This is a genomic window from Klebsiella sp. BIGb0407, assembly GCF_024807845.1.
In the GTDB taxonomy this organism is placed as follows: Bacteria; Pseudomonadota; Gammaproteobacteria; order Enterobacterales; family Enterobacteriaceae; genus JGM124.
In genome coordinates, this window is sequence record NZ_JANUEQ010000003.1 from 372,514 (window position 1) to 395,303 (window position 22,790).

22 protein-coding genes are annotated in these 22,790 nt (G+C 48.4%); 8 read left to right on the forward strand and 14 right to left on the reverse strand.

Features of this window, described 5'->3' with window-relative positions; translation table 11 throughout:
- Positions 1 to 86 precede the first annotated feature (86 nt).
- The gene (locus M2387_RS11765) at positions 87 to 1,085 is read left to right on the forward strand and encodes a bile acid:sodium symporter family protein (RefSeq protein ID WP_259049448.1); all 999 of its coding nucleotides are present in this window, start codon (positions 87 to 89) and stop codon (positions 1,083 to 1,085) included.
- Here the strand turns inward: M2387_RS11765 and M2387_RS11770 are convergent.
- The 3 genes from M2387_RS11770 to zipA form a co-directional block, all read right to left on the reverse strand.
- The gene (locus M2387_RS11770) at positions 1,082 to 1,300 is read right to left on the reverse strand and encodes a DUF3820 family protein (RefSeq protein WP_259049449.1); all 219 of its coding nucleotides are present in this window, start codon (positions 1,298 to 1,300) and stop codon (positions 1,082 to 1,084) included. The two genes, M2387_RS11765 and M2387_RS11770, sit on opposite strands and share 4 nt — an antisense overlap.
- Positions 1,293 to 3,317, reverse strand: a complete 2,025-nt coding sequence (ligA, locus tag M2387_RS11775; protein ID WP_259049450.1) for an NAD-dependent DNA ligase LigA — start codon at positions 3,315 to 3,317, stop codon at positions 1,293 to 1,295. Before ligA ends, M2387_RS11770 begins: the two co-directional genes overlap by 8 nt.
- 111 nt (positions 3,318 to 3,428) lie before the next feature.
- A complete protein-coding gene (gene zipA / locus M2387_RS11780; protein WP_259049451.1) occupies positions 3,429 to 4,355 on the reverse strand; it encodes a cell division protein ZipA in 927 nt (308 codons plus the stop codon).
- Positions 4,356 to 4,583: 228 nt separating this feature from the next.
- On the opposite strand from zipA, the gene cysZ reads away from it, so the two are divergent.
- From cysZ to crr, 5 genes are all read left to right on the forward strand, one after another.
- On the forward strand, positions 4,584 to 5,345 hold the full coding sequence (cysZ, locus tag M2387_RS11785; protein WP_259049453.1) for a sulfate transporter CysZ: 762 nt from the start codon (positions 4,584 to 4,586) through the stop codon (positions 5,343 to 5,345).
- A gap of 169 nt (positions 5,346 to 5,514) precedes the next feature.
- The gene (gene cysK / locus M2387_RS11790; RefSeq protein ID WP_259049455.1) at positions 5,515 to 6,486 is read left to right on the forward strand and encodes a cysteine synthase A; all 972 of its coding nucleotides are present in this window, start codon (positions 5,515 to 5,517) and stop codon (positions 6,484 to 6,486) included.
- Between the two features lie 366 nt (positions 6,487 to 6,852).
- Positions 6,853 to 7,110: a phosphocarrier protein Hpr gene (gene ptsH, locus M2387_RS11795; protein ID WP_259049456.1), complete on the forward strand. Its 258-nt coding sequence runs from the start codon at positions 6,853 to 6,855 to the stop codon at positions 7,108 to 7,110.
- A 46-nt stretch (positions 7,111 to 7,156) separates the two neighbouring features.
- Complete coding sequence (ptsI, locus tag M2387_RS11800) at positions 7,157 to 8,884, forward strand: phosphoenolpyruvate-protein phosphotransferase PtsI (RefSeq protein WP_259049459.1); 1,728 nt, start codon at positions 7,157 to 7,159, stop codon at positions 8,882 to 8,884.
- A gap of 33 nt (positions 8,885 to 8,917) precedes the next feature.
- Positions 8,918 to 9,421 carry a PTS glucose transporter subunit IIA gene (gene crr / locus M2387_RS11805; protein ID WP_259049460.1) on the forward strand — a complete coding sequence of 168 codons (504 nt, stop codon included), beginning with the start codon at positions 8,918 to 8,920 and terminating at the stop codon, positions 9,419 to 9,421.
- Between the two features lie 44 nt (positions 9,422 to 9,465).
- On the opposite strand, the gene pdxK is transcribed toward crr, so the two are convergent.
- The 10 genes from pdxK to M2387_RS11855 all read right to left on the reverse strand — a co-directional run bounded on the left by pdxK (position 9,466) and on the right by M2387_RS11855 (position 18,276).
- Positions 9,466 to 10,323, reverse strand: a complete 858-nt coding sequence (pdxK, locus tag M2387_RS11810; protein ID WP_259049464.1) for a pyridoxine/pyridoxal/pyridoxamine kinase — start codon at positions 10,321 to 10,323, stop codon at positions 9,466 to 9,468.
- 335 nt (positions 10,324 to 10,658) lie between these two features.
- On the reverse strand, positions 10,659 to 11,570 hold the full coding sequence (gene cysM / locus M2387_RS11815; RefSeq protein WP_259049466.1) for a cysteine synthase CysM: 912 nt from the start codon (positions 11,568 to 11,570) through the stop codon (positions 10,659 to 10,661).
- Positions 11,571 to 11,664: 94 nt separating this feature from the next.
- Entirely contained in the window at positions 11,665 to 12,726 is a 1,062-nt protein-coding gene (cysA, locus tag M2387_RS11820) for a sulfate/thiosulfate ABC transporter ATP-binding protein CysA (RefSeq protein ID WP_259049467.1), read from the reverse strand.
- Positions 12,716 to 13,591 carry a sulfate/thiosulfate ABC transporter permease CysW gene (gene cysW, locus M2387_RS11825; protein ID WP_259049468.1) on the reverse strand — a complete coding sequence of 292 codons (876 nt, stop codon included), beginning with the start codon at positions 13,589 to 13,591 and terminating at the stop codon, positions 12,716 to 12,718. The genes cysA and cysW overlap by 11 nt, the downstream gene beginning before the upstream one ends.
- Positions 13,591 to 14,424, reverse strand: coding sequence for a sulfate/thiosulfate ABC transporter permease CysT (cysT, locus tag M2387_RS11830; RefSeq protein ID WP_259049470.1), 834 nt, complete (start codon positions 14,422 to 14,424; stop codon positions 13,591 to 13,593). Before cysT ends, cysW begins: the two co-directional genes overlap by 1 nt.
- Positions 14,424 to 15,440, reverse strand: a complete 1,017-nt coding sequence (locus tag M2387_RS11835) for a sulfate ABC transporter substrate-binding protein (RefSeq protein ID WP_259049472.1) — start codon at positions 15,438 to 15,440, stop codon at positions 14,424 to 14,426. The genes cysT and M2387_RS11835 overlap by 1 nt, the downstream gene beginning before the upstream one ends.
- Before the next feature lie 154 nt (positions 15,441 to 15,594).
- On the reverse strand, positions 15,595 to 16,494 hold the full coding sequence (locus M2387_RS11840; protein ID WP_259049474.1) for a Dyp-type peroxidase: 900 nt from the start codon (positions 16,492 to 16,494) through the stop codon (positions 15,595 to 15,597).
- 270 nt (positions 16,495 to 16,764) lie between these two features.
- On the reverse strand, positions 16,765 to 17,340 hold the full coding sequence (locus M2387_RS11845) for an RpoE-regulated lipoprotein (protein WP_259049478.1): 576 nt from the start codon (positions 17,338 to 17,340) through the stop codon (positions 16,765 to 16,767).
- A 41-nt stretch (positions 17,341 to 17,381) separates the two neighbouring features.
- Positions 17,382 to 17,837, reverse strand: coding sequence for a DUF2919 domain-containing protein (locus tag M2387_RS11850; protein WP_259049479.1), 456 nt, complete (start codon positions 17,835 to 17,837; stop codon positions 17,382 to 17,384).
- 13 nt (positions 17,838 to 17,850) lie between these two features.
- A complete protein-coding gene (locus tag M2387_RS11855; protein WP_259049481.1) occupies positions 17,851 to 18,276 on the reverse strand; it encodes a GNAT family acetyltransferase in 426 nt (141 codons plus the stop codon).
- A gap of 202 nt (positions 18,277 to 18,478) precedes the next feature.
- Here M2387_RS11855 and amiA point away from each other — a divergent pair, with 202 nt between their 5' ends.
- Positions 18,479 to 19,348 carry an N-acetylmuramoyl-L-alanine amidase AmiA gene (gene amiA, locus M2387_RS11860; protein ID WP_259049482.1) on the forward strand — a complete coding sequence of 290 codons (870 nt, stop codon included), beginning with the start codon at positions 18,479 to 18,481 and terminating at the stop codon, positions 19,346 to 19,348.
- 1 nt (position 19,349) lies between these two features.
- Positions 19,350 to 20,258 (forward strand): oxygen-dependent coproporphyrinogen oxidase, encoded by a 909-nt coding sequence (gene hemF, locus M2387_RS11865; RefSeq protein ID WP_259049483.1) that lies wholly within the window; start codon positions 19,350 to 19,352, stop codon positions 20,256 to 20,258.
- Between the two features lie 7 nt (positions 20,259 to 20,265).
- Here the strand turns inward: hemF and maeB are convergent, their stop codons facing one another.
- Positions 20,266 to 22,545 (reverse strand): NADP-dependent oxaloacetate-decarboxylating malate dehydrogenase, encoded by a 2,280-nt coding sequence (gene maeB / locus M2387_RS11870; RefSeq protein ID WP_259049484.1) that lies wholly within the window; start codon positions 22,543 to 22,545, stop codon positions 20,266 to 20,268.
- Between the last annotated feature and the right edge of the window lie 245 nt (positions 22,546 to 22,790).

The following is a 22,790-nucleotide window of genomic DNA, read 5'->3' on the forward strand; positions in this document are numbered from 1 at the left end:
TAAAATTCATCAATCTATTAAATAAATCAATTTTATTTCTAAAACCAGAAAGAACACAATAGGCCTCTTTCGGCGGAGAACTGGTTATGCAATTGTTTCGTGTTTTAGATCCTTTTACACTCATCCTGGTTTTAACAGTCTTACTGGCTTCTTTTCTTCCAGCCGTAGGTGATGTCTATGTATTCTTTGAGTGGCTGACTACCGCCGCAATTGCCCTGCTCTTTTTTATGCATGGCGCTAAGTTATCACGTGAAGCGATTATTGCGGGTGGGGGTCACTGGCGTTTACATTTATGGGTGATGTGCAGCACCTTTATTCTGTTTCCGGCATTAGGTGTGCTCTTAAACTGGTGGCAACCTTTTGCAGTTAGCCAGCATATTTATGACGGTTTCCTCTATCTCTCAATTTTACCTGCGACAGTACAGTCAGCGATTGCCTTTACCTCTATCGCCGGGGGAAATGTCGCGGCAGCCGTCTGTTCCGCCTCTGCATCCAGCGTATTAGGTATTTTCCTGTCACCCGTTTTGGTGGGTATCGTGATGCAGGTACAAGGTGCGAGTGGTAGCTTCCATGATGTCGGCAGAATTATGCTGCAACTGCTACTCCCCTTTGTCCTCGGGCATTTAATGCGTCCGTGGATTGGGAATTTTGTGGCAAAACACAAGAAGATGATTGGTAAAACCGATCAGACATCGATTCTGTTAGTCGTCTATACCGCTTTTAGTGAAGCAGTGTCGCACGGTATCTGGAATAAAGTCGGTATCAGCGCATTGCTGTATATTGTGCTGATAAGCCTGATACTGCTGGCTATCGTTATCGGGGTCAATATCGTTGCTGCCCGGAAACTGGGTTTCAACAAGGCTGATGAAATTACCATTGTCTTCTGTGGCTCGAAAAAGAGCCTCGCCAATGGTATCCCAATGGCTAACATACTGTTTCCGGCAGCGGCAGTCGGTATCATGGTGCTGCCGCTGATGATTTTCCATCAGATCCAGCTTATCGTATGCGCCATAATGGCCAAGCGCTACCACCGTCAGGCGCTTGCTGCTAAAGCCGCGGCTGAAGCAGCCGCCAGTCAGAACTAACGCCGTTGCAGGGGCTGGACAAGTCCTTCCAGCCCTTCGGTTTTAATCAGCAGAGTCAGCGCCATCAGCTCGCCTAGCTCCCCTGCCGGGAAGCCATCTTTGCGGGCAAACCATAATAAATATTCTTCAGGAAGAGCTATCAGCACTCTCCCTTTATATTTACCAAATGGCATCGTGGTGTTAGCTATCGTTATCAGTTTCTCTTTATCAAGCATGTTCACTCAGCAGGCGGATCATCTCCGCTTCATCAATCACTGTGATTCCCAGCTCCTGCGCTTTAGCAAGCTTAGAACCGGCCGCTTCACCGGCAATCACCAGATCGGTTTTCTTTGACACGCTTCCCGCAACTTTAGCCCCCAGAGCCGCGAGCCTGTCTTTAGCTTCATCCCTTGCCATCAGGCTTAATGAGCCCGTCAGAACAACCGTTTTACCGGCAAACGGGCTGTCTATCTCTTCAGCATTGACAACCACAGGCGCAGGCCAGTGAACTCCTGCTTTCTCCGTTAACTGACGAATGACCTCACGGTTACTCTCTTCTGCGAAGAAATTGAAGACGTGAGTGGCGACCACAATACCCACATCAGGCACTGTTTGTAGCTGGTCAACATCAGCGGCGATCAAGGCGTCGAGAGTCCCAAAATGGGCGGCAAGTCCTGCAGCGGTAGCTTCGCCAACCTCACGAATACCCAGCGCATATAAAAAGCGCGCAAAGGTAGTTTCTTTCGCTTTTTGCAGGGCGTTAACCACGTTTTGCGCTGATTTAGGCCCCATTCGTTCAAGCACGGTCAGTTTACCCGGAGTCAGCTCAAATAAGTCCGCTGGTGTATGGACATACTCTTTATCCACCAGTTGGTCGATAATTTTATCCCCCATTCCGTCAACATCCAGTGCCCGACGGGAGACAAAGTGTTTCAAAGACTCTTTGCGCTGCGCACCACAAATTAATCCTCCGGTACAGCGCGCAATCGCTTCACCTTCAACCCGCTCAACATCAGAGCCACAGACCGGGCAATGGGTCGGGAAGATAATCTCTTGCGTATTCTCAGGACGTGCGGACTCAACCACGCCAACGACCTTTGGGATAACATCTCCAGCACGGCGAATAACCACTTTGTCACCAATACGCAGTCCCAGACGATCTATTTCATCAGCATTATGCAGTGTAGCGTTGCTCACCATAACACCTGCGACCTGAACAGGTTCAAGACGTGCTACAGGTGTTATCGCTCCTGTCCGCCCAACCTGGAACTCCACATCACGGACCCAAGTCATCTCTTCCTGAGCCGGAAACTTAAAGGCTACCGCCCAGCGTGGTGCGCGGGCGACAAATCCCAGCGTCTCTTGCAGCTCTAGTGAGTCAACTTTAATGACCACACCGTCAATATCAAAGCCCAGTGTCGGACGCTCAGCTTCGACCTGCTGGTAAAAGCTCAACACTTCCTCTGGGCTGTGGCATAAACGCGTTCGGGAACTGACCGGAAGCCCCCAGGTTTTGAACTGCTGTAAACGCGCGTAGTGACTGCCGGGAAGAGTACCGCCTTCAAGCAGCCCTACACCGTAACAGAAAAAGGTTAGCGGACGTTTAGCGGTAACACGCGGATCAAGCTGACGCAATGAACCCGCGGCCGCATTACGTGGATTGGCAAAAATTTTGCCTCCGGTACGACGCGCTTCCTCATTAATTTTCTCAAAGCCAGCCTGAGGTAAAAAAACCTCACCCCGCACTTCGAGACGACGAGGAATATTTTCGCCGCGAAGTTTTAATGGGATAGCGCGGATAGTACGAACATTCGCGGTAATATTCTCACCCGTGGTCCCGTCACCGCGTGTTGCCGCTCGTACCAGCACACCCTCTTCATACAGCAGGCTTACCGCCAAACCATCCAGTTTTAACTCGCAGCAGAGGGTTACCGCTTCAGTCGTTTTTAATCTGTCCTGAAGGCGCTTATTAAAGGCCAGATAGCTGGTTTCATCAAAGACGTTATCCAGCGACAGCATCGGAACTTCATGACGTATTTGGGTAAATTCACTTAATGGCGCGGCACCCACGCGTTGAGTTGGTGAGTCAGGCGTTACAAGTTCAGGATGAAGGGACTCCAGCTCACGCAGCTCACGAATTAAACGGTCATATTCAGCATCGGGGATCTCAGGATTATCAAGGACATGATAGAGATACTCATGATGACGAAGGGTTGCCCTTAGCCTCGTCAGTTGTTTTTCAATTGAGTCCATATTGCACCATCAAGGATAAAAAACCCCCGACATGCGGGGGTTGATTGATTACAAATTGAATGAGGGAGGCATTGCGTCCCTTGATTGTGATAAGAGCGTAACAACAACCTGTTAGTTGTTTGCGTCCATGACTTCACGAATACGGTCTTGATACTCCCGCATTTTCTGTGGCGTCATCATCCGGCGTCCGTCATCTAATACGACTCCACCCACTTCATCAGCAATATGCTGAGCTGACTGTAGCATCAGCTTAAAGTTTTGCTGCGGATCACCATAAGAAGGGACCTGCATAAAGATGGTTACGCCCGGGGTCAAAAACTCGGTCATAAAATCAGGATCAAATGAGCCAGGTTTCACCATGTTCGCCAGACTAAACAATACAGAACCACTGCCATCCGGACTCAAATGACGATGGAAAATATTCATTTCACCAAATTTAAAGCCCGCCTGCTGGATACTGGCTAACAACAGTTCGCCGTTCAGCATATTGCCCGGATGTGCAGCCACATTCATCACCACGACAGTTTCTTTCAAACGCGGTTTTTCGACTGGCACAGGTTCAGCAACAACTACAGGTTCAGGTTCCGGCTGTACGACCACAACAGGTTCCGGCTCTGCAGCTCTGACGGGCTCAGGACGTGAAGCAACAGGTTCAGCGCGAGGAGCAACCGGTTCAGCATAGACCTTAGGTGCAGGCTCAACTGGCGGTGTTGCATGACGCGGCTGGGCCGATGCATAAGGGGGTTCATACTTATGCTGGGGCGATGGCTGTGAAGTCGCGCTCTGTTGTTCACGTGATGTCAGTTCAGATGCAGGGGCTGTACGGTGGACGCGTACTTCTCCAACACTGTCCTGCTCTTCATCTTCATCCTCGTCATCGTATTCGTCTTCATCTCGCTTAGACTTCATACGTTTCAGTGGACGATCGCGAAAAATAGACGAACGCTCCTTACGGCTGGTCCACAGTCCGTGAACCAACAATGCTATTATGGCTATCGCGCCAACAATGATTAATATCAGACGCAAATCCTGCATCATTATATTCTCTGTTGTTCTAACACCTTGCCTACATGGCAAACATTTATACACTAAGAGTATTTGCCCATCTGCACAAGTGCAAGTGTGAGCGCATTTTTCTCAACAGAAAGATAGATCCAGGACACTTTTCGTCTCTTTTTCGACCAAATCCCGATACATATCTTCTCTTGAGCTCGGTTATGATAGGCATGCCAGCCGATCTCATTGATAACGGAGTCTGTTTAAATCATGGTATTACCTTCTGACAACCGCCAACGTAATGGCGTTCACTATTTTACACAAGGTTGCAAATTAGTGCTCGAACCGGGCATAAAACGCTTCGTCATTCTGCCGTTGCTGCTCAATATCCTGTTGATGGGAGGTGCATTCTGGTGGTTATTTACTCGCCTGAATGATTGGATCCCGGCCATTATGTCTTACGTCCCTGCATGGTTACAGTGGCTGAATTACTTAATCTGGCCGCTAGCAGTCATTTCCGTGCTTCTGGTGTTCAGTTACCTTTTCTCGACCATTGCTAACTGGATTGCTGCGCCATTCTGCGGGTTACTGGCAGAACAGCTGGAAGCACGCTTAACCGGAGCAACTCCGCCCGATACGGGTATCAGTGATGTGCTAAAAGATACCCCCAGAATAATGAAACGCGAATGGCAGAAATTTCGCTGGTACCTGCCGCGTGCGCTGTTACTGCTGGTGTTATATTTTATTCCCGGAGTGGGTCAGACAGTAGCCCCGATACTCTGGTTTTTGTTTAGCGCCTGGATGTTAGCGCTTCAATACTGTGATTATCCTTTTGATAACCATAAAGTTCCATTTAATGATATGCGCGCCGCATTACGAACCAACAAAACAACTCAGCTGCAATTTGGCTCGCTGATAAATCTGTGTACCCTGGTACCCTTTGTGAACCTGTTTATCATGCCAGTTGCGGTTTGTGGGGCAACCGCTATGTGGGTGGATTGTTATCGTAACCAGCACGCCCAGTGGCGATAAATTTAGCGAACTCACGGCGACACTTGAAGTCTGGAGTGTCGTCTCTTATTCCCATTTTCGAGGCCTTATTTCTGTTACACATATAGATATGCTATTTCCTTACTTCCGCATATTGTCTGAGCAGGTATGCTGAACCGGTATCTCAAATTTCGACTATTAAGGATGAGTAATGAGCAAAATTTATGAAGATAACTCCCTGACCATTGGTCATACACCTCTGGTCCGCTTGAACCGTATTGGCAATGGACGCATTCTGGCAAAAGTGGAGTCCCGTAATCCAAGCTTTAGCGTTAAATGCCGTATTGGCGCAAATATGATTTGGGATGCCGAAAAACGTGGCGTGCTTAAACCGGGTGTAGAACTGGTCGAGCCGACCAGTGGAAATACCGGTATTGCTCTGGCTTATGTCGCCGCTGCACGTGGCTATAAGCTTACTCTGACTATGCCTGAAACCATGAGTATTGAACGCCGTAAGCTGCTCAAAGCACTGGGCGCTAACCTGGTGTTAACTGAAGGCGCCAAAGGCATGAAAGGCGCGATTCAGAAAGCAGAAGAAATCGTTGCCAGCGATCCGGCAAAATATCTGCTGCTCCAGCAGTTCAGTAACCCTGCTAACCCAGAAATTCACGAAAAAACCACAGGCCCGGAAATCTGGGAAGATACCGATGGTGAAGTTGATGTATTTATTGCGGGTGTTGGCACCGGTGGCACGCTGACAGGTGTCAGCCGTTACATCAAGAAAACCAAAGGTAAAGAGGCGCTGATTAGCGTCGCCGTAGAGCCAACAGACTCTCCGGTTATTGCTCAGGCACTGGCTGGCGAAGAAATTAAACCTGGCCCTCATAAAATTCAGGGTATTGGTGCTGGTTTTATCCCAGGCAACCTTGACCTTAAGCTTATCGATAAAGTCGTTGCCATTAGCAACGACGAAGCTATTTCCACTGCTCGTCGCCTGATGGAAGACGAAGGTATCCTGGCAGGCATTTCTTCCGGTGCAGCGGTAGCCGCAGCGCTCAAGCTCCAGGAAGACCCGGCTTTTTCTGAAAAGAATATCGTAGTGATTCTGCCATCCTCAGGAGAGCGCTATCTGAGCACAGCATTGTTCGCCGATCTTTTTACCGAAAAAGAGTTGCAACAATAATATTACAATCCTAAAAGTGCCTAAAAAAGCACCCGTCAGGGTGCTTTTTTGTGGCTCACGTCAAACTTTTGCCCTATCTGGCATTGCGCCAATCTTTCAGGTCTGGTATTTAACGAGCAATTATTTTGAAGCGCGAAATTATTCGGTCTGCAATAGATAGCGGCTGAATCGATTTTACATGTTTGCAAAAGATCTGCTTTCAGCGGCATTATAACGTTTATCAATGCTGATTAGAAAGCATGCTGTTCATGGTTTCTATAAATACCCGATGTCGCATTTAATGCGTAAGAACTCTTTAGGCTAAAGTTTACTCTTAGAGCTAAACTTAAGTTCCATAACACTTAACCTATAAGTTGAGGAAAGCAAATGTTCCAGCAAGAAGTTACCATCACTGCACCAAACGGTTTGCACACTCGCCCAGCTGCTCAGTTTGTTAAAGAAGCTAAAGGCTTCGCATCTGACATCTCTGTAACCTCCAACGGCAAAAGCGCAAGCGCTAAAAGCCTGTTCAAGTTACAAACTCTGGGTCTGACCCAAGGTACCGTTGTTACCATCTCTGCTGAAGGCGAAGATGAGCAAAAAGCGGTAGAGCATTTAGTAAAACTGATGGCTGAACTCGAGTAAGTTCCAGGTTCTTCTTTAAAACATCAGTCACAAGTAAGGTAGGGTTATGATTTCAGGCATTTTAGCATCCCCCGGTATCGCTTTCGGCAAAGCTCTTTTACTGAAAGAAGATGAAGTTGTCATCGATCGGAAGAAAATTTCTGCCGCTAACGTTGAACAGGAAGTTGAGCGTTTTTTGAGTGGTCGTGCGAAAGCATCCACTCAATTAGAGGCTATCAAGATTAAAGCCGGTGAAACGTTTGGTGAAGAAAAGGAAGCTATCTTCGAAGGCCACATAATGTTGCTGGAAGACGAAGAGCTAGAGCAAGAAATCATAGCCCTGATTAAAGATAAGCTGGTCACCGCTGATGCGGCAGCCTATGAGATTATTGAAGGTCAGGCTGTTGCTCTGGAAGAGCTGGATGACGAATATCTCAAAGAGCGTGCAGCTGACGTTCGTGACATCGGTAAGCGCCTGCTACGCAATATTCTTGGCCTGACGATTATCGACTTAGGTTCTATTCAGGATGAAGTTATCCTGGTTGCTAAAGACTTAACACCGTCAGAAACAGCACAGTTAAATCTGGATAAAGTGCTTGGGTTTATCACCGATATCGGTGGTCGCACCTCCCATACGTCAATCATGGCTCGCTCTCTTGAGCTTCCAGCGATTGTCGGCACGGGTAGCGTCACCCAGCAAGTTAAGACCGGTGATTATCTGATTCTTGATGCGGTTAACAATGAAATTCACGTTAATCCGTCTGAAGAAACAATCCTCTCCCTGAAAGAAGCCCAGCAGCAATTAGCCAGCGAAAAAGCTGAACTTGCTAAGCTGAAGGACCTGCCTGCAATCACGCTGGATGGTCATCAGGTAGAAGTCTGCGCTAACATTGGTACCGTTCGTGATATCGAAGGTGCTGAGCGTAATGGTGCAGAAGGTGTCGGCCTGTACCGTACAGAATTCCTGTTTATGGACAGAGACTCACTGCCAACAGAAGAAGAACAGTTCAGCGCTTATAAGGCAGTTGCTGAGGCCTGTGGTTCTCAAGCAGTGATTATCCGTACTATGGACATTGGTGGCGATAAAGAGCTGCCATATATGAATTTCCCGAAAGAAGAAAACCCGTTCCTCGGCTGGCGTGCTATCCGTATCGCGATGGACCGTAAAGAAATTTTACGCGATCAGGTACGTGCAATTCTTCGTGCATCTGCTTTCGGCAAATTACGTATTATGTTCCCGATGATTATTTCTGTTGAAGAAGTGCGTGCACTGAAAGCAGAAATTGAAATCATGAAGGCGCAACTTCGTGAAGAAGGTAAAGTCTTCGACGAAGAAATTGAAGTCGGTGTGATGGTAGAAACCCCTGCGGCTGCCGTTATTGCGCCTCATTTAGCCAAAGAAGTTGATTTCTTCAGTATTGGAACGAACGATTTAACACAATACACTCTCGCAGTTGACCGCGGTAATGATATGATTTCACATCTTTACCAGCCAATGTCACCGTCTGTACTGATACTTATTAAACAAGTTATTGATGCTTCTCATGCAGAAGGTAAATGGACTGGTATGTGTGGTGAGCTTGCGGGCGATGAACGTGCTACACTTCTGTTGTTGGGGATGGGTCTGGATGAGTTCAGTATGAGCGCCATTTCTATTCCGCAGATTAAAAAAATCATTCGCAATACAAACTTCAAAGATGCGAAGGTGTTAGCAGAGCAAGCACTTGCTCAACCGACAACGGATGATTTGATGGCGTTGGTTAACAAGTTCATTGAAGAAAAAACCATCTGCTAATACAGAAAAATTACTGCTTAGGAGAGAAGGCTAATGGGGTTATTTAGTAAACTTTTCGGTGACAAAGGCAATAACGATACCGGAACCATTGAGATCGTTGCTCCACTGTCTGGTGAAATCGTGAACATCGAAGATGTGCCAGATGTCGTGTTTGCAGAAAAAATTGTTGGTGATGGCATCGCTATTAAGCCATCTGGCAACAAAATGGTTGCTCCGGTTGACGGAACTATCGGTAAGATTTTCGAAACGAACCATGCTTTCTCTATCGAATCAGACAGCGGCATTGAGCTGTTTGTCCACTTCGGTATTGACACCGTTGAACTCAAAGGCGAAGGCTTTAAGCGTATCGCTGAAGAAGGCCAGCGTGTGAAGAAAGGTGATGTCGTTATCGAATTCGACTTGCAATTACTTGAAGATAAAGCCAAATCAACTTTGACTCCTGTTGTCATCTCTAATATGGATGAAATCAAAGAGTTAATTAAGCTGACTGGTAGCGTGACGGTAGGTGAAACTCCGGTTATTCGCATCAAAAAGTAACAAGCTTTAGTGATTAAAAAGGCACCTTTAAGGTGCCTTTTTCTTTATCTCTGTGGCGGAAGAACCAGTTCATCAAGTTTAAGGCTCTGAGTCCAGGATATCGCAGCGAAAACGCGCTCTGCGGCCTTTGCGGCGGCCTCGGAAATCGGCATTCCTTTCAGCACATGGCTCATCAGTTCAGCACAGAATAAATCCCCCGTCCCTTTCAGACTCATGATGACTCTTTCATGGCTGATGATATCCACCGACTCGGCGGTCACCGTCACCACCGAAATCATCTCTGAGGTGTCACCCGGTGCACTGGTGATAACCACCCACTTTAGCGTCTCTGAAAGCAGGCTTTTAGCCGCATCCACGGCCTGTTCCAGTGTTTCACAGGGCATATCCGTCAGAACGTTTAACTCAAACAGATTAGGCGTAATACCATGAGCCACGGGTAACAATGCTGAACGATAGGCATCTGGTATCCCGGCTTTCACATAGATACCGCTGTCGGTATCACCGATAACCGGATCAACCATAATCACAACATTGGGATGCCGTTGCTGAATGTAGTGTAGCCATGTCGCCAGCAACGTAATTTGCTCAGCACTACCCATATAACCCGTCATAACGGCTTTGAGCTCTCGCAGCGCATCGCGTTCTTCCAGCGCCTGTAAGTAACCGTTAAACCAGTCTGCCGGGATCACCCCACCATAATAAGTATCATAGTGTGGTGTGTTACTGAACAGTACCGTTGGTACCGCCATCGCGCGCCAGCCATGCTGTTTTATCGCAGGCATGGCAATACTGTTCCCCACGCTGCCATAGATAACCTGGGACTGTACTGCGACGATATCAGCCTGCAATGCACGCTGCGTATTGTTAAACAGTATCGACTGAATGTCGTTATCCTGACTCATATTCCCTCACCTGGATATCCTGAATAATTCAAGTTGCCTGTAGGCACTGAGTTTCCTCAGACGATAAGCATAGACAAACTATGTGATTCGGCTGAAGAAATAAAAAACACCCTGCCTGCTTGAAGAATGACGGGTATATACCCAAAATAATTCGAGTTACAGGACAAAACGTTTACGTTTTGAACAACGCAAAGCGTTGGCCCGCCAGGGCGAGACTCATTTATGAGTCTCGTAACGCGGCAAGAGAACGAATCCCGATGAACTTACTAAAGTAAGTGATTCGGGTGAGTGAACGTAGCCAACGCACCTGTAACTTGAAGTATGACGGGTATAGATTAAATCCCCGCACCCTGAACATAGCTTTCTTCACCAAACACGCCAGTAGATAAATAACGATCGCCGCGATCGCAAATAATGGCTACAACGACAGAGCCAGGCCTTGTACGTGCCACACGAAGTGCGCCAGCAACAGCCCCACCGGAACTGACTCCGCAAAAAATACCTTCCTCTGCTGCCAGACGGCGCATCGTTTGTTCCGCTTCAGTTTGTGACATATCAATCACTTCATCAACCAAGGCGGGCTGGTAAATTTTAGGTAACCACTCTTCAGGCCAGCGCCGAATACCGGGAATACTACTCCCTTCTTCAGGTTGCAGACCAACAATCTTGACAGATTTATTCTGCTCACGCATAAAGCGCCCTACTCCGGTAATGGTACCGGTGGTTCCCATACTGGAAACAAAATGGGTAATACGCCCCTTGGTCTGCTGCCAGATTTCAGGCCCGGTAGTCCGGTAGTGCGCCAGAGGATTATCAGGATTATTAAATTGATCGAGAACCTTGCCTTCACCGCGATCGGCCATTTCCTGCGCCAGTTCACGGGCACCTTCCATTCCCTGTGCTTTAGTCACCAGAATCAGCTCTGCACCATACGCCTGCATCGCCGCTTTACGCTCCATGCTCATATTATCGGGCATCAGCAGCTTCATTCGATAGCCTTTCAATGCCGCTATCATCGCCAGAGCAATGCCGGTATTACCGCTTGTCGACTCAATAAGAACGTCACCCGGTTTAATTTCACCGCGTTTTTCAGCCTCAACAATCATTGACAGTGCAGCCCTGTCTTTGACTGAACCAGCCGGGTTATTCCCTTCCAGTTTGACCCAAATCTCGCTGCCATTATTAAGCCCGGTGCGTTGCAGACGTACCAAGGGTGTATTGCCAATTGTATTTTCTAAAGTGACCACTACTACTCCCTGATTACATGAAAAAGCGGCCACTCAGGCCGCTATTAGGTGTTATATATTATTTAAACTATCAGGCTGACTGCCTCAGGTCTAGCTACGAAATACGGTTATTACCCTGATAAATTCGCGCATGCTGCAGACCCACAAACAGGCGCTCACCACGTTGCGGAGCCGTGCTATCACGAAGCACCAAGGTGATAGGTTCGTTATGCCAGCCCAGCGGCTGTACTACCAGCTGTGTGAAGTGGCCTCTGGGGCTTATCTCCAGTACCTGTACCGGTAGCGGTGAATCGAGGTTTGTCCGACGGCTGACATCCACTTCCCATGGACGCAGGAACAGGTCTACTTCACCTTGATAATCCGGGGTGAAATCTAATGGCCAGCGATGGGCACCCACCTGGAAATGACTGGCGTGAATAGTACCTGTGATCCGGTTTACCTCACCCAGAAACTCCAGTACAAAGCGTGTCTCTGGTTCGCGCCACACCACTTCAGGGGTATCTACCTGTTCAATATTACCATTACTCATGACCACGACCCTGTCTGCCACTTCCATGGCCTCTTCCTGGTCATGGGTAACAAAGACGCTGGTAAAACGAAGTTCTTCATGAAGTTCACGCAACCAGCGACGTAGCTCTTTACGTACCTGTGCATCCAGGGCACCAAAAGGTTCATCAAGCAGCAGAATTTGCGGCTCTACCGCAAGCGCACGCGCCAGGGCAACACGCTGCTTCTGTCCGCCAGAAAGCTGAGCTGGATATCGGTCCGCAAGATGAGATAGCTGAACCATTTCCAGTAATTTGGTCACTTTTTGTTTGATAGTTGCCGCTGAGGGACGTTCGCGACGCGGTAATACTGTCAAACCGAAAGCGATATTGTCGAATACCGACATATGGCGGAATAGAGCATAGTGCTGGAATACAAAGCCCACTTTACGCTCACGGGCATGGACCTGGCTTACATCGGTGCCATTAAAACGGATCTGCCCGCTGTTCTGGTGTTCAAGCCCGGCAATAATACGTAATAAAGTGGTTTTACCTGAGCCAGACGGGCCCAGTAATGCCACCATTTGACCAGAAGGAATATCCAGCGAGATATCATTCAGTACCTGTGTTTTACCAAATGACTTATTAATGCCGGCAATATCAATGCTCATGATTTTCCTCCTGCTTGAGGCGTTTTTCCTGGTTATTCAGACGCCACTGCAGCGCACTTTTTAAGAACAATGTCAAAATAGCCATCACGGTTAATAGGGCTGCCGCGGTAAATGCTCCGACAGTATTATAATCTTGCTGCAACAGTTCAATTTGGAGCGGTAGTGAGAAGGTTTCGCCTCGAATCGCACCTGATACCACCGAGACAGCACCAAATTCACCAATCGCACGGGCATTAGTCAGAACTACGCCGTATAACAGCGCCCAGCGAATATTAGGGAGCGTTACGCGGCGGAACATCTGCCAGCCTGACGCCCCGAGTAAAATCGCCGCCTCGTCTTCCTGGCTCCCCTGGCTAAGCATGACCGGCACCAGCTCGCGCACCACAAAAGGACAGGTGACAAAAATAGTAACCAGAACCATACCCGGCCAGGCGAACATAATTTGTAAGTCGTAAGCTTCGAGGAAACCACTCAGCGGCCCGTTAGAGCCATAAAACAGTAAATACACCAGGCCTGCGACTACCGGAGATACCGCAAAAGGGATATCCAGCAAGGTTAATAGCAACTGACGTCCCGGGAAATCAAACCTTGTGACCAGCCAGGCGAGCAAAATACCAAAGACCAGGTTTACCGGCACCGTTATCAGGGCGATTAATACCGTTAACCAGATAGCATGGAGCATATCCGGGTTACTGATATTATTCAGAGCGGGCATTATCCCTTTCGAAAAGGCTTCGGAGAAAATAGAGATAACCGGTACCACCAGAATCAGAAACGAGACCAGCATACCTATCGCAATCAGCGACCATTTCCCCCAGTTAATGCGCCCGGAGTTGTTATTTTTTACTGCCGATTGATGCGCCATTAGTGACCTACCACGCGTCGACCAAAGCGACTCTGTATGGTGTTAACCGTGAACAACAGTAATAGCGAAGCGGCAAGAATAACCGAAGCAATCGCGCTGGCTGCCGGATAGTCAAATTCCTGTAAACGCACAAAAATCATCAAGGAGGTGACCTCTGTCTTCCAGGCAATATTCCCGGCGATAAAGATAACCGCCCCGAACTCACCCAGGCTACGCGTGAAGGATAACGCCACGCCCGCCATCAATGCCGGAGAGAGCTCAGGCATAATCACCCGGCAAAAGCTTTGCCAGCGTGTTGCACCGAGCGTTTCCGCCGCTTCTTCATATTCCGGGCCCAGTTCTTCCAGTACCGGCTGTACGGTACGCACCACAAATGGAATACTGGTAAATGCCATCGCCACGGCAATACCAAGCCAGGTATAGGTGACCTTAATATCAAACTGCGCCAGCCATTCACCGTACCAGCCATTGACTGAGAATAGCCCGGCGAGGGTTAAGCCTGCCACCGCGGTGGGCAGGGCAAAAGGAAAGTCCATCAGCGCATCAAGCAGACTGCGTCCGGGAAATTCATACCGGGTCAGTATCCAGGCCATCAGCAGACCAAACACGCCGTTAAAGACGGATGCCACCGCAGCTGAAATCAGGGTCACTTTATACGCCGCAACGACCTGCGGGTTAGTGATGACTTCCCAGTACTGCGCTAATGTCATTTCAGACAACTGCATCACGAGCGCGCTTAACGGCAGCAATAATATTAAACAAACAAACAGTAAACTGGTGCCCAGGCTTAAAGTGAAGCCAGGAAGGACACGCTTTGAGGCCTGGGCAAACATTAACTACGCCCCGCTGCTAACAGTTTGTCCAGTTCACCGCCTGTCGCGAAGTGCGTTTTCATCACTTCAGGCCAGCCACCAAACTGCTCTTCAACAGTAAACAGCTGAGTTTGTGGGAACTTATCTTTCAGTTTATCCATAACCTGTGGATTATTTACCCGGTAGTAATAGTCAGTGATGATTTCCTGAGCTTTCGGGCTATAGAGATACTCTAGGTACTCTTTAGCCGCTTTTTCAGTACCGTTTGATTTGGTATTTTTATCCACCCAGGCAACCGGGAATTCTGCCAGGACGTTAACTTCAGGTACAACAACTTCGTAGCCGTCTTTCTCGTACTGGTTACGAATGTTGTTCACTTCAGATTCAAAGGAGATTAAAACATCACCCAGACCACGCTCCACAAAGCTGGTTGTTGCCCCGCGACCACCGGTATCAAAGACCTCAACGTTGCCTAAAAACTTCGTCATAAACTGCTCAGTTTTCGCTTTATCGCCGCCGTCAGCTTTATCTGCCGCACCCCATGCTGCCAGGTAGGTATAACGTGCATTACCTGAAGTTTTTGGGTTAGGGAAAATCAGTTTTACATCTGAACGCGCCAAATCATCCCAGCTTTTGATATTTTTAGGATTGCCTTTGCGCACCAGGAAAGCCATGGTGGAATAGAACGGCGAGCTGTTATTACCAAGACGACTTTGCCAGTCAGCCGGAATAAGCTTGCCTTTATCATGCAGAATTTGTACGTCGCTCACCTGGTTATAAGTCACCACGTCAGCTTTTAAGCCTTGCAGAATAGCCAGTGCCTGTTTTGATGACCCGGCATGAGATTGTTTTATCGTCAGCTTATCGCCGTTATTTTCATCAGCCCACTGTTTTTCAAACGGTGGATTCAATGCTGAGAATAACTCACGAGACACATCGTAAGAGCTATTCAGTAACTCTGTCGCCTGAGCAGAGCCAGCAAGTACTAAAGAAACTGCTAATGCGTTCCATACATTTTTAACTGCTGAGATTGCCATGCTTTGCCCTTACAAGTGGTGAAAGTAATGGTTAACTGGCGACCAGTTTATTTATAACGGACGTCAAAACTATAACGCTTTTATATACCGTTTAGCGATTTGCAATAAGAAACGAGAATAAGCAGATGTGGCGCGGTTTATACCGCGCCAGCAATTAGATTTTTAGCAGGACATCAAGTGAAGGGGCGAAATAATAACCGCCAGTTACTGCTCTGGTGAAACGCAGCATGCCGTCATGCTTACCATCGGTATCACCAAACATACTCAGCAGCTGTTGCTCAATGTTGTGTAAACGCGCGCAATAGGCAATGAAATAGAGGCCATGTACACCACTGGCGGTGCCATAAGGCAGACTCTGACGCAGAATTTTTAAACCTTTGCCATCTTCTTTCAAATCAACCCGGCTTAAGTGTGAGGTGACAGGACGCTCGTCCGCCTCAATCTCTTCGTTCTCAATTTTAGTGCGACCAATCGCCATTTCCTGGTCATGGATACTCATGCGGTTGAGCTGACGCAAGTTATGTTCCCAGCGCTGCACCAGGACATAGCTACCCCCGTCATCAATGCCGCCCTGGATAATAGCGACTTTCCGGCGTTCTTCCTCACCCTGCGGGTTTTCAGTACCGTCGACAAAACCACTCAGGTCACGCTCTTCAACCCAACGGAAACCGTGCGTTTCCTCTTCAATCTTCAGTGCACTGCCAAAAGCGTTTAATGCCGCCTGCGCTAAGGTGAAGTTCACATCATGGCGCAGGGAAAGAATATGGATCATCACATCATGCTGTGTAGCAGGTGCCAGCCCGCGCCCTAATGGCGTGAAGTCTTTCAGCTCTTTGGCACTTTCGTTTCCACGCAGCTCACGCCATAACTTGTTTCCGAATGCCACCACGGCACCGAGCTGTGCATCAGGGAATTTCTGCTGGAGTTCGTCCAGAGCGGTAATAAATTTAGTGCAGCCTGCGCGTAAGGCGGCAAAATCACCAGTGAAAGAGGCTTCTAACCAAATACCAGCACGACAATGTTCAGGCAGAATGCCACTTTGAGTCCGGGACATAGAATCTCCTAAATAGTAGCCACGACAGCGGCCCTCAGATTGCTAATGATATGAAAATACGTGTTTTCCACGCTTTATGATTTACCGTCACACTTCAAGTTGCCTGGGCGTTGCAGGCAACTCGAGTTATTTAGGGTATAAATGGTATAACGACACTTGGGAGATATCATACCCAAGCGTCGTTATAGAGTCCGACCAATTTATGAGTTTTTAGGTTTAGCTGTATTGACCTGTAGCATGACTCATTACGAATGATTTTGAATATCCGGATTATTGTTGCCAGATAATTTTATACAGTGTCCATTTTTTCAGTTGGTCATCTGATGGCAGCAGGCTTTCCGGTCCGCTCCATTCGCCCTTAAAGGCATAACTGATATGGGAGCTATCAGGTGCTTTGCAGACAACTAAATCAGAATCGTCCCCTCTGCCCTGCTCACAAACACCGAAAGCTTTATCGTATAAATCGCCGAACGGCGTGCCGAGTTTAACGCCCTTTTCGCTCTCAATACTCGGATCCATCACTTCGATACGACTGACTTTGCCATTGTTACCGTTAATGATAAGCAGCACCTGTTTATCTTTCAGGGCTTCAAAGTAAGAAACGATCTCCCCGTTAGCGGCTTTCATACCGTTACGCAGACGATAATTATCATCGAGTCCGTCACGGATGGCTTCTTCGTTCATTGGCGTAGTGGCATTAAGACCGGCTACTCCCTGCTCGCTCACGGTAGGCGACGAACCAAACCAGTTCCAGGGAAGTGCTGAAGACCACTGAACAGACGACATCGTTGAACAGCCGGCTAAAATAAGTGGTAGCCCTAATATCATCAGGCGCAGAGATTTCATGAGGGATCCTTTTTAAAAGAAGTTACGGCCTTTGGAGTACATCAATGATGAAAAGTGCCATTTGATTCATGATGCAAGGCGAAGTAATCACGCAGTCTGGGGTTCATCACCAGCCACCAGAGTGCCAGGATGTCCATAACCAGTAACGCAATAGTGATGCCGCTAATGGTATCTTCAACCAGCGCGCTACACTGCCAGGCCAGCAGGAGTAGCTGGGTCAGGATTAATACCCCTCGTAGCATCCGCCATAAACGAGGCCATAAGCGACGGCGACCACTGAGCAGGAAAGTCAGGGCAGCCGGAATACCGGGTAATAAACCGAGCCAGAAATAGTCGCTATCAGGGTAAAATCCTTTCAGGATAGCCTCGCCCTGCTCACGTGAAGCACCGGCAATAACCAGTAATACCCATGTGCGGGCCTGAAAAATTAAGATAGCCCACAGCAGAACAGGTGCTTTCAGATACCCTTGTGAGTCATAATCATTATATGAGTACATGTTCGGGTTTTACTCAATACTCCTGGTCTTCAATCAATCGTTTTCCCAGTAAAATAGTATCCTGATGCTCATATTCAAGCTTTTCATACAAGCCAATCACCAGATCATTTTCTTCCCGGATACAAATATTTATCTTCGGGCAGCCGCGTGCTATCAGTTTTTTTTCCAACCGATTCAATAACGCATTCGCGATACCACGGCCACGATACTCCGGGTGTACTCCCAAGTAGTAGGCCGATCCGCGATGACCGTCATAGCCCCCCATCACAGAGCCAACCACTTCACCTGCCACTTCGGCAACCAGAAACAGGTCTGGAGAGTGTTGTAGCTTACGTTCAATATCCATTTCAGGATCATTCCAGGGACGTAATAAATCGCAACGTTCCCAAAGAGTAATCACTTCTTCGAAGTCTTCCTGGCGAAAAACACGAATTTCCATGAGGGTAACCACCTTGAGTCAGAAAAATCTAATTATGACGATAAGCGTCCTATAAACCAATATCTGCCACAAAACTGTTAAAAAAGTGGCATAATCAATAATTAGCTACTAAATGAAAGAAAAAACATTTACGGCGCAATAATTTGGTTTTATTACACTATAACCTGCTTTTTGAATCACATAAGATAACGACTTCATCCGTATGAGCAAAATTAAATCGCTAACGCTACTGACAACGCGCCGCCAGGTTCTGCTCACCGGACTGGCCGCTATGACGCTGGCAGGTATAAATAAAGCCCTGGCCAGTGATACTGCGACAAAAAAAACATCATCAGCCTCCTCTAAGCCCGCTGCCAAAAAAAGGACTCGACGCATTGTGGTGCTGGATCCTGGTCATGGCGGAATTGATACCGGTGCTATCGGACCTAATGGCTCGAAAGAAAAGCATGTCGTCCTCGCTATCGCCAAAAATGTACGCAATATTCTGCGCAGCAAAGGTATCGAGACCCAGTTAACGCGATCCTCGGATCAGTTTATTCCGCTTGATGAACGTATTGAAATCGCCCATAAACATGATGCCAGCCTGTTTATGTCGATTCACGCGGATGGCTTTACCAACCCAAGCGCCGCTGGTGCCTCGGTCTTTGCTCTGTCTAATCGCGGAGCCAGTAGCGCCATGGCAAAATATATATCAGAGCGTGAAAACGCCGCCGATGATGTTGCGGGCAAGAGAGCAAAAAACAAAGATCAGTATTTGCAGCAGGTGTTATTCGATTTGGTACAGACCGATACCATCAAAAATAGCCTGACGTTGGGCTCGCATATCCTGAAAAATATTAAAGCTGTCCATAAATTACACAGCAAGCATACCGAGCAAGCGGCCTTTGTGGTGCTAAAATCCCCCTCGATTCCTTCAGTGCTGGTTGAAACCTCATTTATTACCAATCCGGGTGAGGAAAGGCTGCTGGGAACCACGGCATTCCGTCAGAAAATCGCCAATGCGATTGCCGCAGGCGTCATCAGTTACTTTAACTGGTTCGATAACCACAAAACTCATGGTAAGAAACGCTAACGTGACAGATAAACCTAATCTTCAGGCCGTTAAACAGTTCCTGCTCGATTTGCAGGAACGTATTTGTCAGCAGCTCAGTGCTCTTGACGGTTCGGTTTTCCAGGAGGATACCTGGCAGCGTCAGGAAGGTGGTGGCGGACGAAGCCGTGTGCTGCGTAACGGCAGTATCTTTGAGCAGGCAGGGGTAAATTTCTCGCATATTCAGGGGGCCTCGATGCCCGCCTCTGCTACCGCTCACCGTCCGGAACTGGCCGGACGTAGCTTTGAAGCCATGGGAGTATCGCTGGTTATCCATCCCAATAATCCTCATGTTCCCACCAGCCACGCGAATGTGCGGTTTTTTATCGCTGAAAAACCGGGGGCGGATCCCGTATGGTGGTTCGGCGGTGGTTTTGATTTAACCCCCTACTATGGGGTATTAGAGGATGCTATTCACTGGCATCAGACCGCACGAGACCTTTGCCTGCCATTTGGTGATGAGGTTTATCCGCGCTATAAAAAGTGGTGTGATGACTACTTTTTCATTAAACACCGCAACGAACAACGCGGTATTGGCGGACTGTTTTTTGATGACCTGAATCTGCCTGATTTTGCCACCAGCTTTCGCTTTATCCAGGCGGTGGGTGACGGTTTTCTTGATGCCTACTTACCGATTGTTGAACGCCGTAAAGAAACGCCTTTTAGCGAACATGAGCGTAATTTCCAGCTTTATCGCCGGGGTCGCTACGTGGAGTTTAATCTGGTCTGGGATCGTGGAACCTTGTTTGGGCTGCAAACCGGGGGACGTACCGAATCGATTCTGATGTCAATGCCGCCACTGGTACGGTGGGAGTATGGCTACCAGCCTGAGGAAGGCAGCCCGGAGGCCGCCTTATATCGTGACTTCTTACCCGTTAAAGAGTGGGTTTAAACGCGGCTTACAATGGCTGTGTTTGTGCCTCAACCACAGCCAGTGCCACCATATTAACGATACGACGAACAGAAGCTATCGGCGTTAAGATATGCACCGGCTTCGCCACCCCCATCAGTACCGGCCCAACCGTAACCCCCTCAGAACTGGACACGCGTAGCAAGTTATAGCTTATACGCGCCGCCTCAACGTCAGGCATAATCAGAATATTAGCCGAGCCTTTCAGCGGGCTATCCGGCATCCGTTCCAGACGGATACTTTCCACCAGCGCGGCATCTCCATGCATCTCGCCATCGATTTCCAGCCCCGGTGCACGCTTACGGACATTGTCCAGAGTCTGGCGCATTTTACAGGCGGCTTTCGAGTCAGAAGAGCCATAGTTAGAATGCGATAATAAGGCCACTTTCGGTTCAATACCGAATCGACGTACCGTTTCGGCAGCCAGTAACGTGATTTCAGTGAGTTCCTCCACCGAAGGGTCATCATTGACATAAGTATCAGCAATAAAGGTATTTCCGCTCGGCAGCAACAGTGCATTCATTGCCCCGGCCGCCCGCACATTGTCGCGATAGCCAAAGATTTTTTCGACGACCGCGAAATGTTCGTGATACTCACCGATGGTGCCACAAATTAAAGCGTCAGCTTCACCGCGATGTACCATGATGGCACCAATGACCGTAGTATTACTGATCACCGCTCGCTGTGCCTGCTCCTGGGTAATACCGCGGCGTTTCATGATGTTGTAGTACTCTTTCCAGTACTCTTTAAAGCGTGGATCCGACTCATTATTGACTATTTCAAAATCAACACCCGGCTGAATTTGCAGGCCCAGTTTTTTTAGCCGCATCTCGATAACGCTGGGACGACCAATCAGAATCGGTTTCGCGAGTCCCAGACTGACCAGTTCCTGAGTGGCATGCAGGACCCGTATTTCCTCCCCTTCACTCAGTACCACGCGTTTCGGCTCTTTACGTGCCTGGGAGAAAATAGGTTTCATAAACAGATTGGTTTTATAGACAAATTCCGTCAGCTTTTCTTTATAGGCTTCAAAGTCAGCAATGGGCCTGGTTGCGACGCCTGAGTCCATCGCCGCTTTAGCAACCGCCGGAGCAATTTTTACGATTAGCCTTGGGTCAAAGGGTTTCGGAATAATGTATTCGGGGCCGAAACTCAGCTCTTCTTCACCATAAGCAGAAGCCACTTCTTCACTTTGCTCAGCATGAGCCAGAGCGGCGATGGCATGCACCGCTGCCAGCTTCATCTGCTCATTAATGGCCGTCGCCCCGACGTCCAGCGCACCACGGAAAATAAACGGGAAGCACAGCACGTTGTTGACCTGGTTCGGGAAGTCAGAACGTCCGGTACAGATAATCGCATCGGGCCGCACTTCTTTAGCCAGCGGCGGTAATATCTCTGGTTCCGGGTTTGCCAGCGCCAGGATCAGCGGGGCTTTAGCCATTTTTTTGACCATATCCTGGGTCAGTACTCCCGGTCCGGAACAACCGAGGAAAATATCCGCACCTTCAATCACATCATCAAGGGTACGCTTCCCGGTATCAGGCACCGCATAAGCCGCCTTAGTTTCTGCCATCGGCTCTTCGCGGCCCTGGTAAATCACGCCCTTAGAATCACAGACAATAATATTGCGCTTCTGCAGTCCGAGCGCGACCAGTAAGTTCATACAGGCTATCGCGGATGCGCCCGCCCCGGAAACTACCAGTCTGACCTCCGCAATATGTTTATCCACCACGCGCAAGCCATTGAGTACTGCCGCAGTACAGATAATTGCGGTGCCGTGCTGGTCATCATGGAAGACCGGAATATTCATGCGTTCACGGAGTTTTTTTTCAATGTAAAAACATTCCGGCGCTTTAATATCTTCCAGGTTAATGCCACCAAAAGTCGGTTCCAGAGAGGCGATAATTTCAATCAGTTTATCCGGATCCATTTCATCAATTTCAATATCAAAAACGTCAATATTGGCGAATTTCTTAAATAATACCCCTTTACCTTCCATCACCGGTTTTCCTGCCAGGGCACCAATATTACCCAGCCCCAGTACCGCAGTACCGTTAGAGATAACGCCAACCAGATTACCCCGGGCGGTATACTTATAAGACGCCAGAGGGTCTTTTTCGATTTCCAGACAAGGCGCAGCAACACCCGGAGAGTAAGCCAGAGCCAGGTCACGCTGAGTCGCTAAGGGTTTGGTAGGAGAAACTTGTATCTTGCCAGGAATGGGAAACTCATGAAAGTCGAGGGCACTTTGCTTCAATTGTTCATCCATCAGGTTATTCCTTGATAGCGGGGGGGATTAATGACTGCTTCAGTCAAACAGTATCCCTTGGCTCTGGTGGATAAACGGTGAGCTAGCCCAAACTATTGACATGCTGTGTGGTAAAATTATGTATTCCCAGCAGATTCCGCCACCTCTTCTCTCATACACCGAAAAATAGCGACTCGCCGCAATACATATTCCAGATAAACGCTATGCTTACTAAGAGAAAATCCCGTCACTGATGGTCGCACCGG

Coding starts and splice junctions, on each gene's coding strand:
- M2387_RS11765 (WP_259049448.1), top strand. CDS start 87: ATGCAATTGTTTCGTGTTTTAGATCCTTTTACACTCATCCTGGTTTTA.
- M2387_RS11770 (WP_259049449.1), bottom strand. CDS start 1,300: ATGCTTGATAAAGAGAAACTGATAACGATAGCTAACACCACGATGCCA.
- ligA (WP_259049450.1), bottom strand. CDS start 3,317: ATGGACTCAATTGAAAAACAACTGACGAGGCTAAGGGCAACCCTTCGT.
- zipA (WP_259049451.1), bottom strand. CDS start 4,355: ATGATGCAGGATTTGCGTCTGATATTAATCATTGTTGGCGCGATAGCC.
- cysZ (WP_259049453.1), top strand. CDS start 4,584: ATGGTATTACCTTCTGACAACCGCCAACGTAATGGCGTTCACTATTTT.
- cysK (WP_259049455.1), top strand. CDS start 5,515: ATGAGCAAAATTTATGAAGATAACTCCCTGACCATTGGTCATACACCT.
- ptsH (WP_259049456.1), top strand. CDS start 6,853: ATGTTCCAGCAAGAAGTTACCATCACTGCACCAAACGGTTTGCACACT.
- ptsI (WP_259049459.1), top strand. CDS start 7,157: ATGATTTCAGGCATTTTAGCATCCCCCGGTATCGCTTTCGGCAAAGCT.
- crr (WP_259049460.1), top strand. CDS start 8,918: ATGGGGTTATTTAGTAAACTTTTCGGTGACAAAGGCAATAACGATACC.
- pdxK (WP_259049464.1), bottom strand. CDS start 10,323: ATGAGTCAGGATAACGACATTCAGTCGATACTGTTTAACAATACGCAG.
- cysA (WP_259049467.1), bottom strand. CDS start 12,726: ATGAGCATTGATATTGCCGGCATTAATAAGTCATTTGGTAAAACACAG.
- cysW (WP_259049468.1), bottom strand. CDS start 13,591: ATGGCGCATCAATCGGCAGTAAAAAATAACAACTCCGGGCGCATTAAC.
- cysT (WP_259049470.1), bottom strand. CDS start 14,424: ATGTTTGCCCAGGCCTCAAAGCGTGTCCTTCCTGGCTTCACTTTAAGC.
- M2387_RS11835 (WP_259049472.1), bottom strand. CDS start 15,440: ATGGCAATCTCAGCAGTTAAAAATGTATGGAACGCATTAGCAGTTTCT.
- M2387_RS11840 (WP_259049474.1), bottom strand. CDS start 16,494: ATGTCCCGGACTCAAAGTGGCATTCTGCCTGAACATTGTCGTGCTGGT.
- M2387_RS11845 (WP_259049478.1), bottom strand. CDS start 17,340: ATGAAATCTCTGCGCCTGATGATATTAGGGCTACCACTTATTTTAGCC.
- M2387_RS11850 (WP_259049479.1), bottom strand. CDS start 17,837: ATGTACTCATATAATGATTATGACTCACAAGGGTATCTGAAAGCACCT.
- M2387_RS11855 (WP_259049481.1), bottom strand. CDS start 18,276: ATGGAAATTCGTGTTTTTCGCCAGGAAGACTTCGAAGAAGTGATTACT.
- amiA (WP_259049482.1), top strand. CDS start 18,479: ATGAGCAAAATTAAATCGCTAACGCTACTGACAACGCGCCGCCAGGTT.
- maeB (WP_259049484.1), bottom strand. CDS start 22,545: ATGGATGAACAATTGAAGCAAAGTGCCCTCGACTTTCATGAGTTTCCC.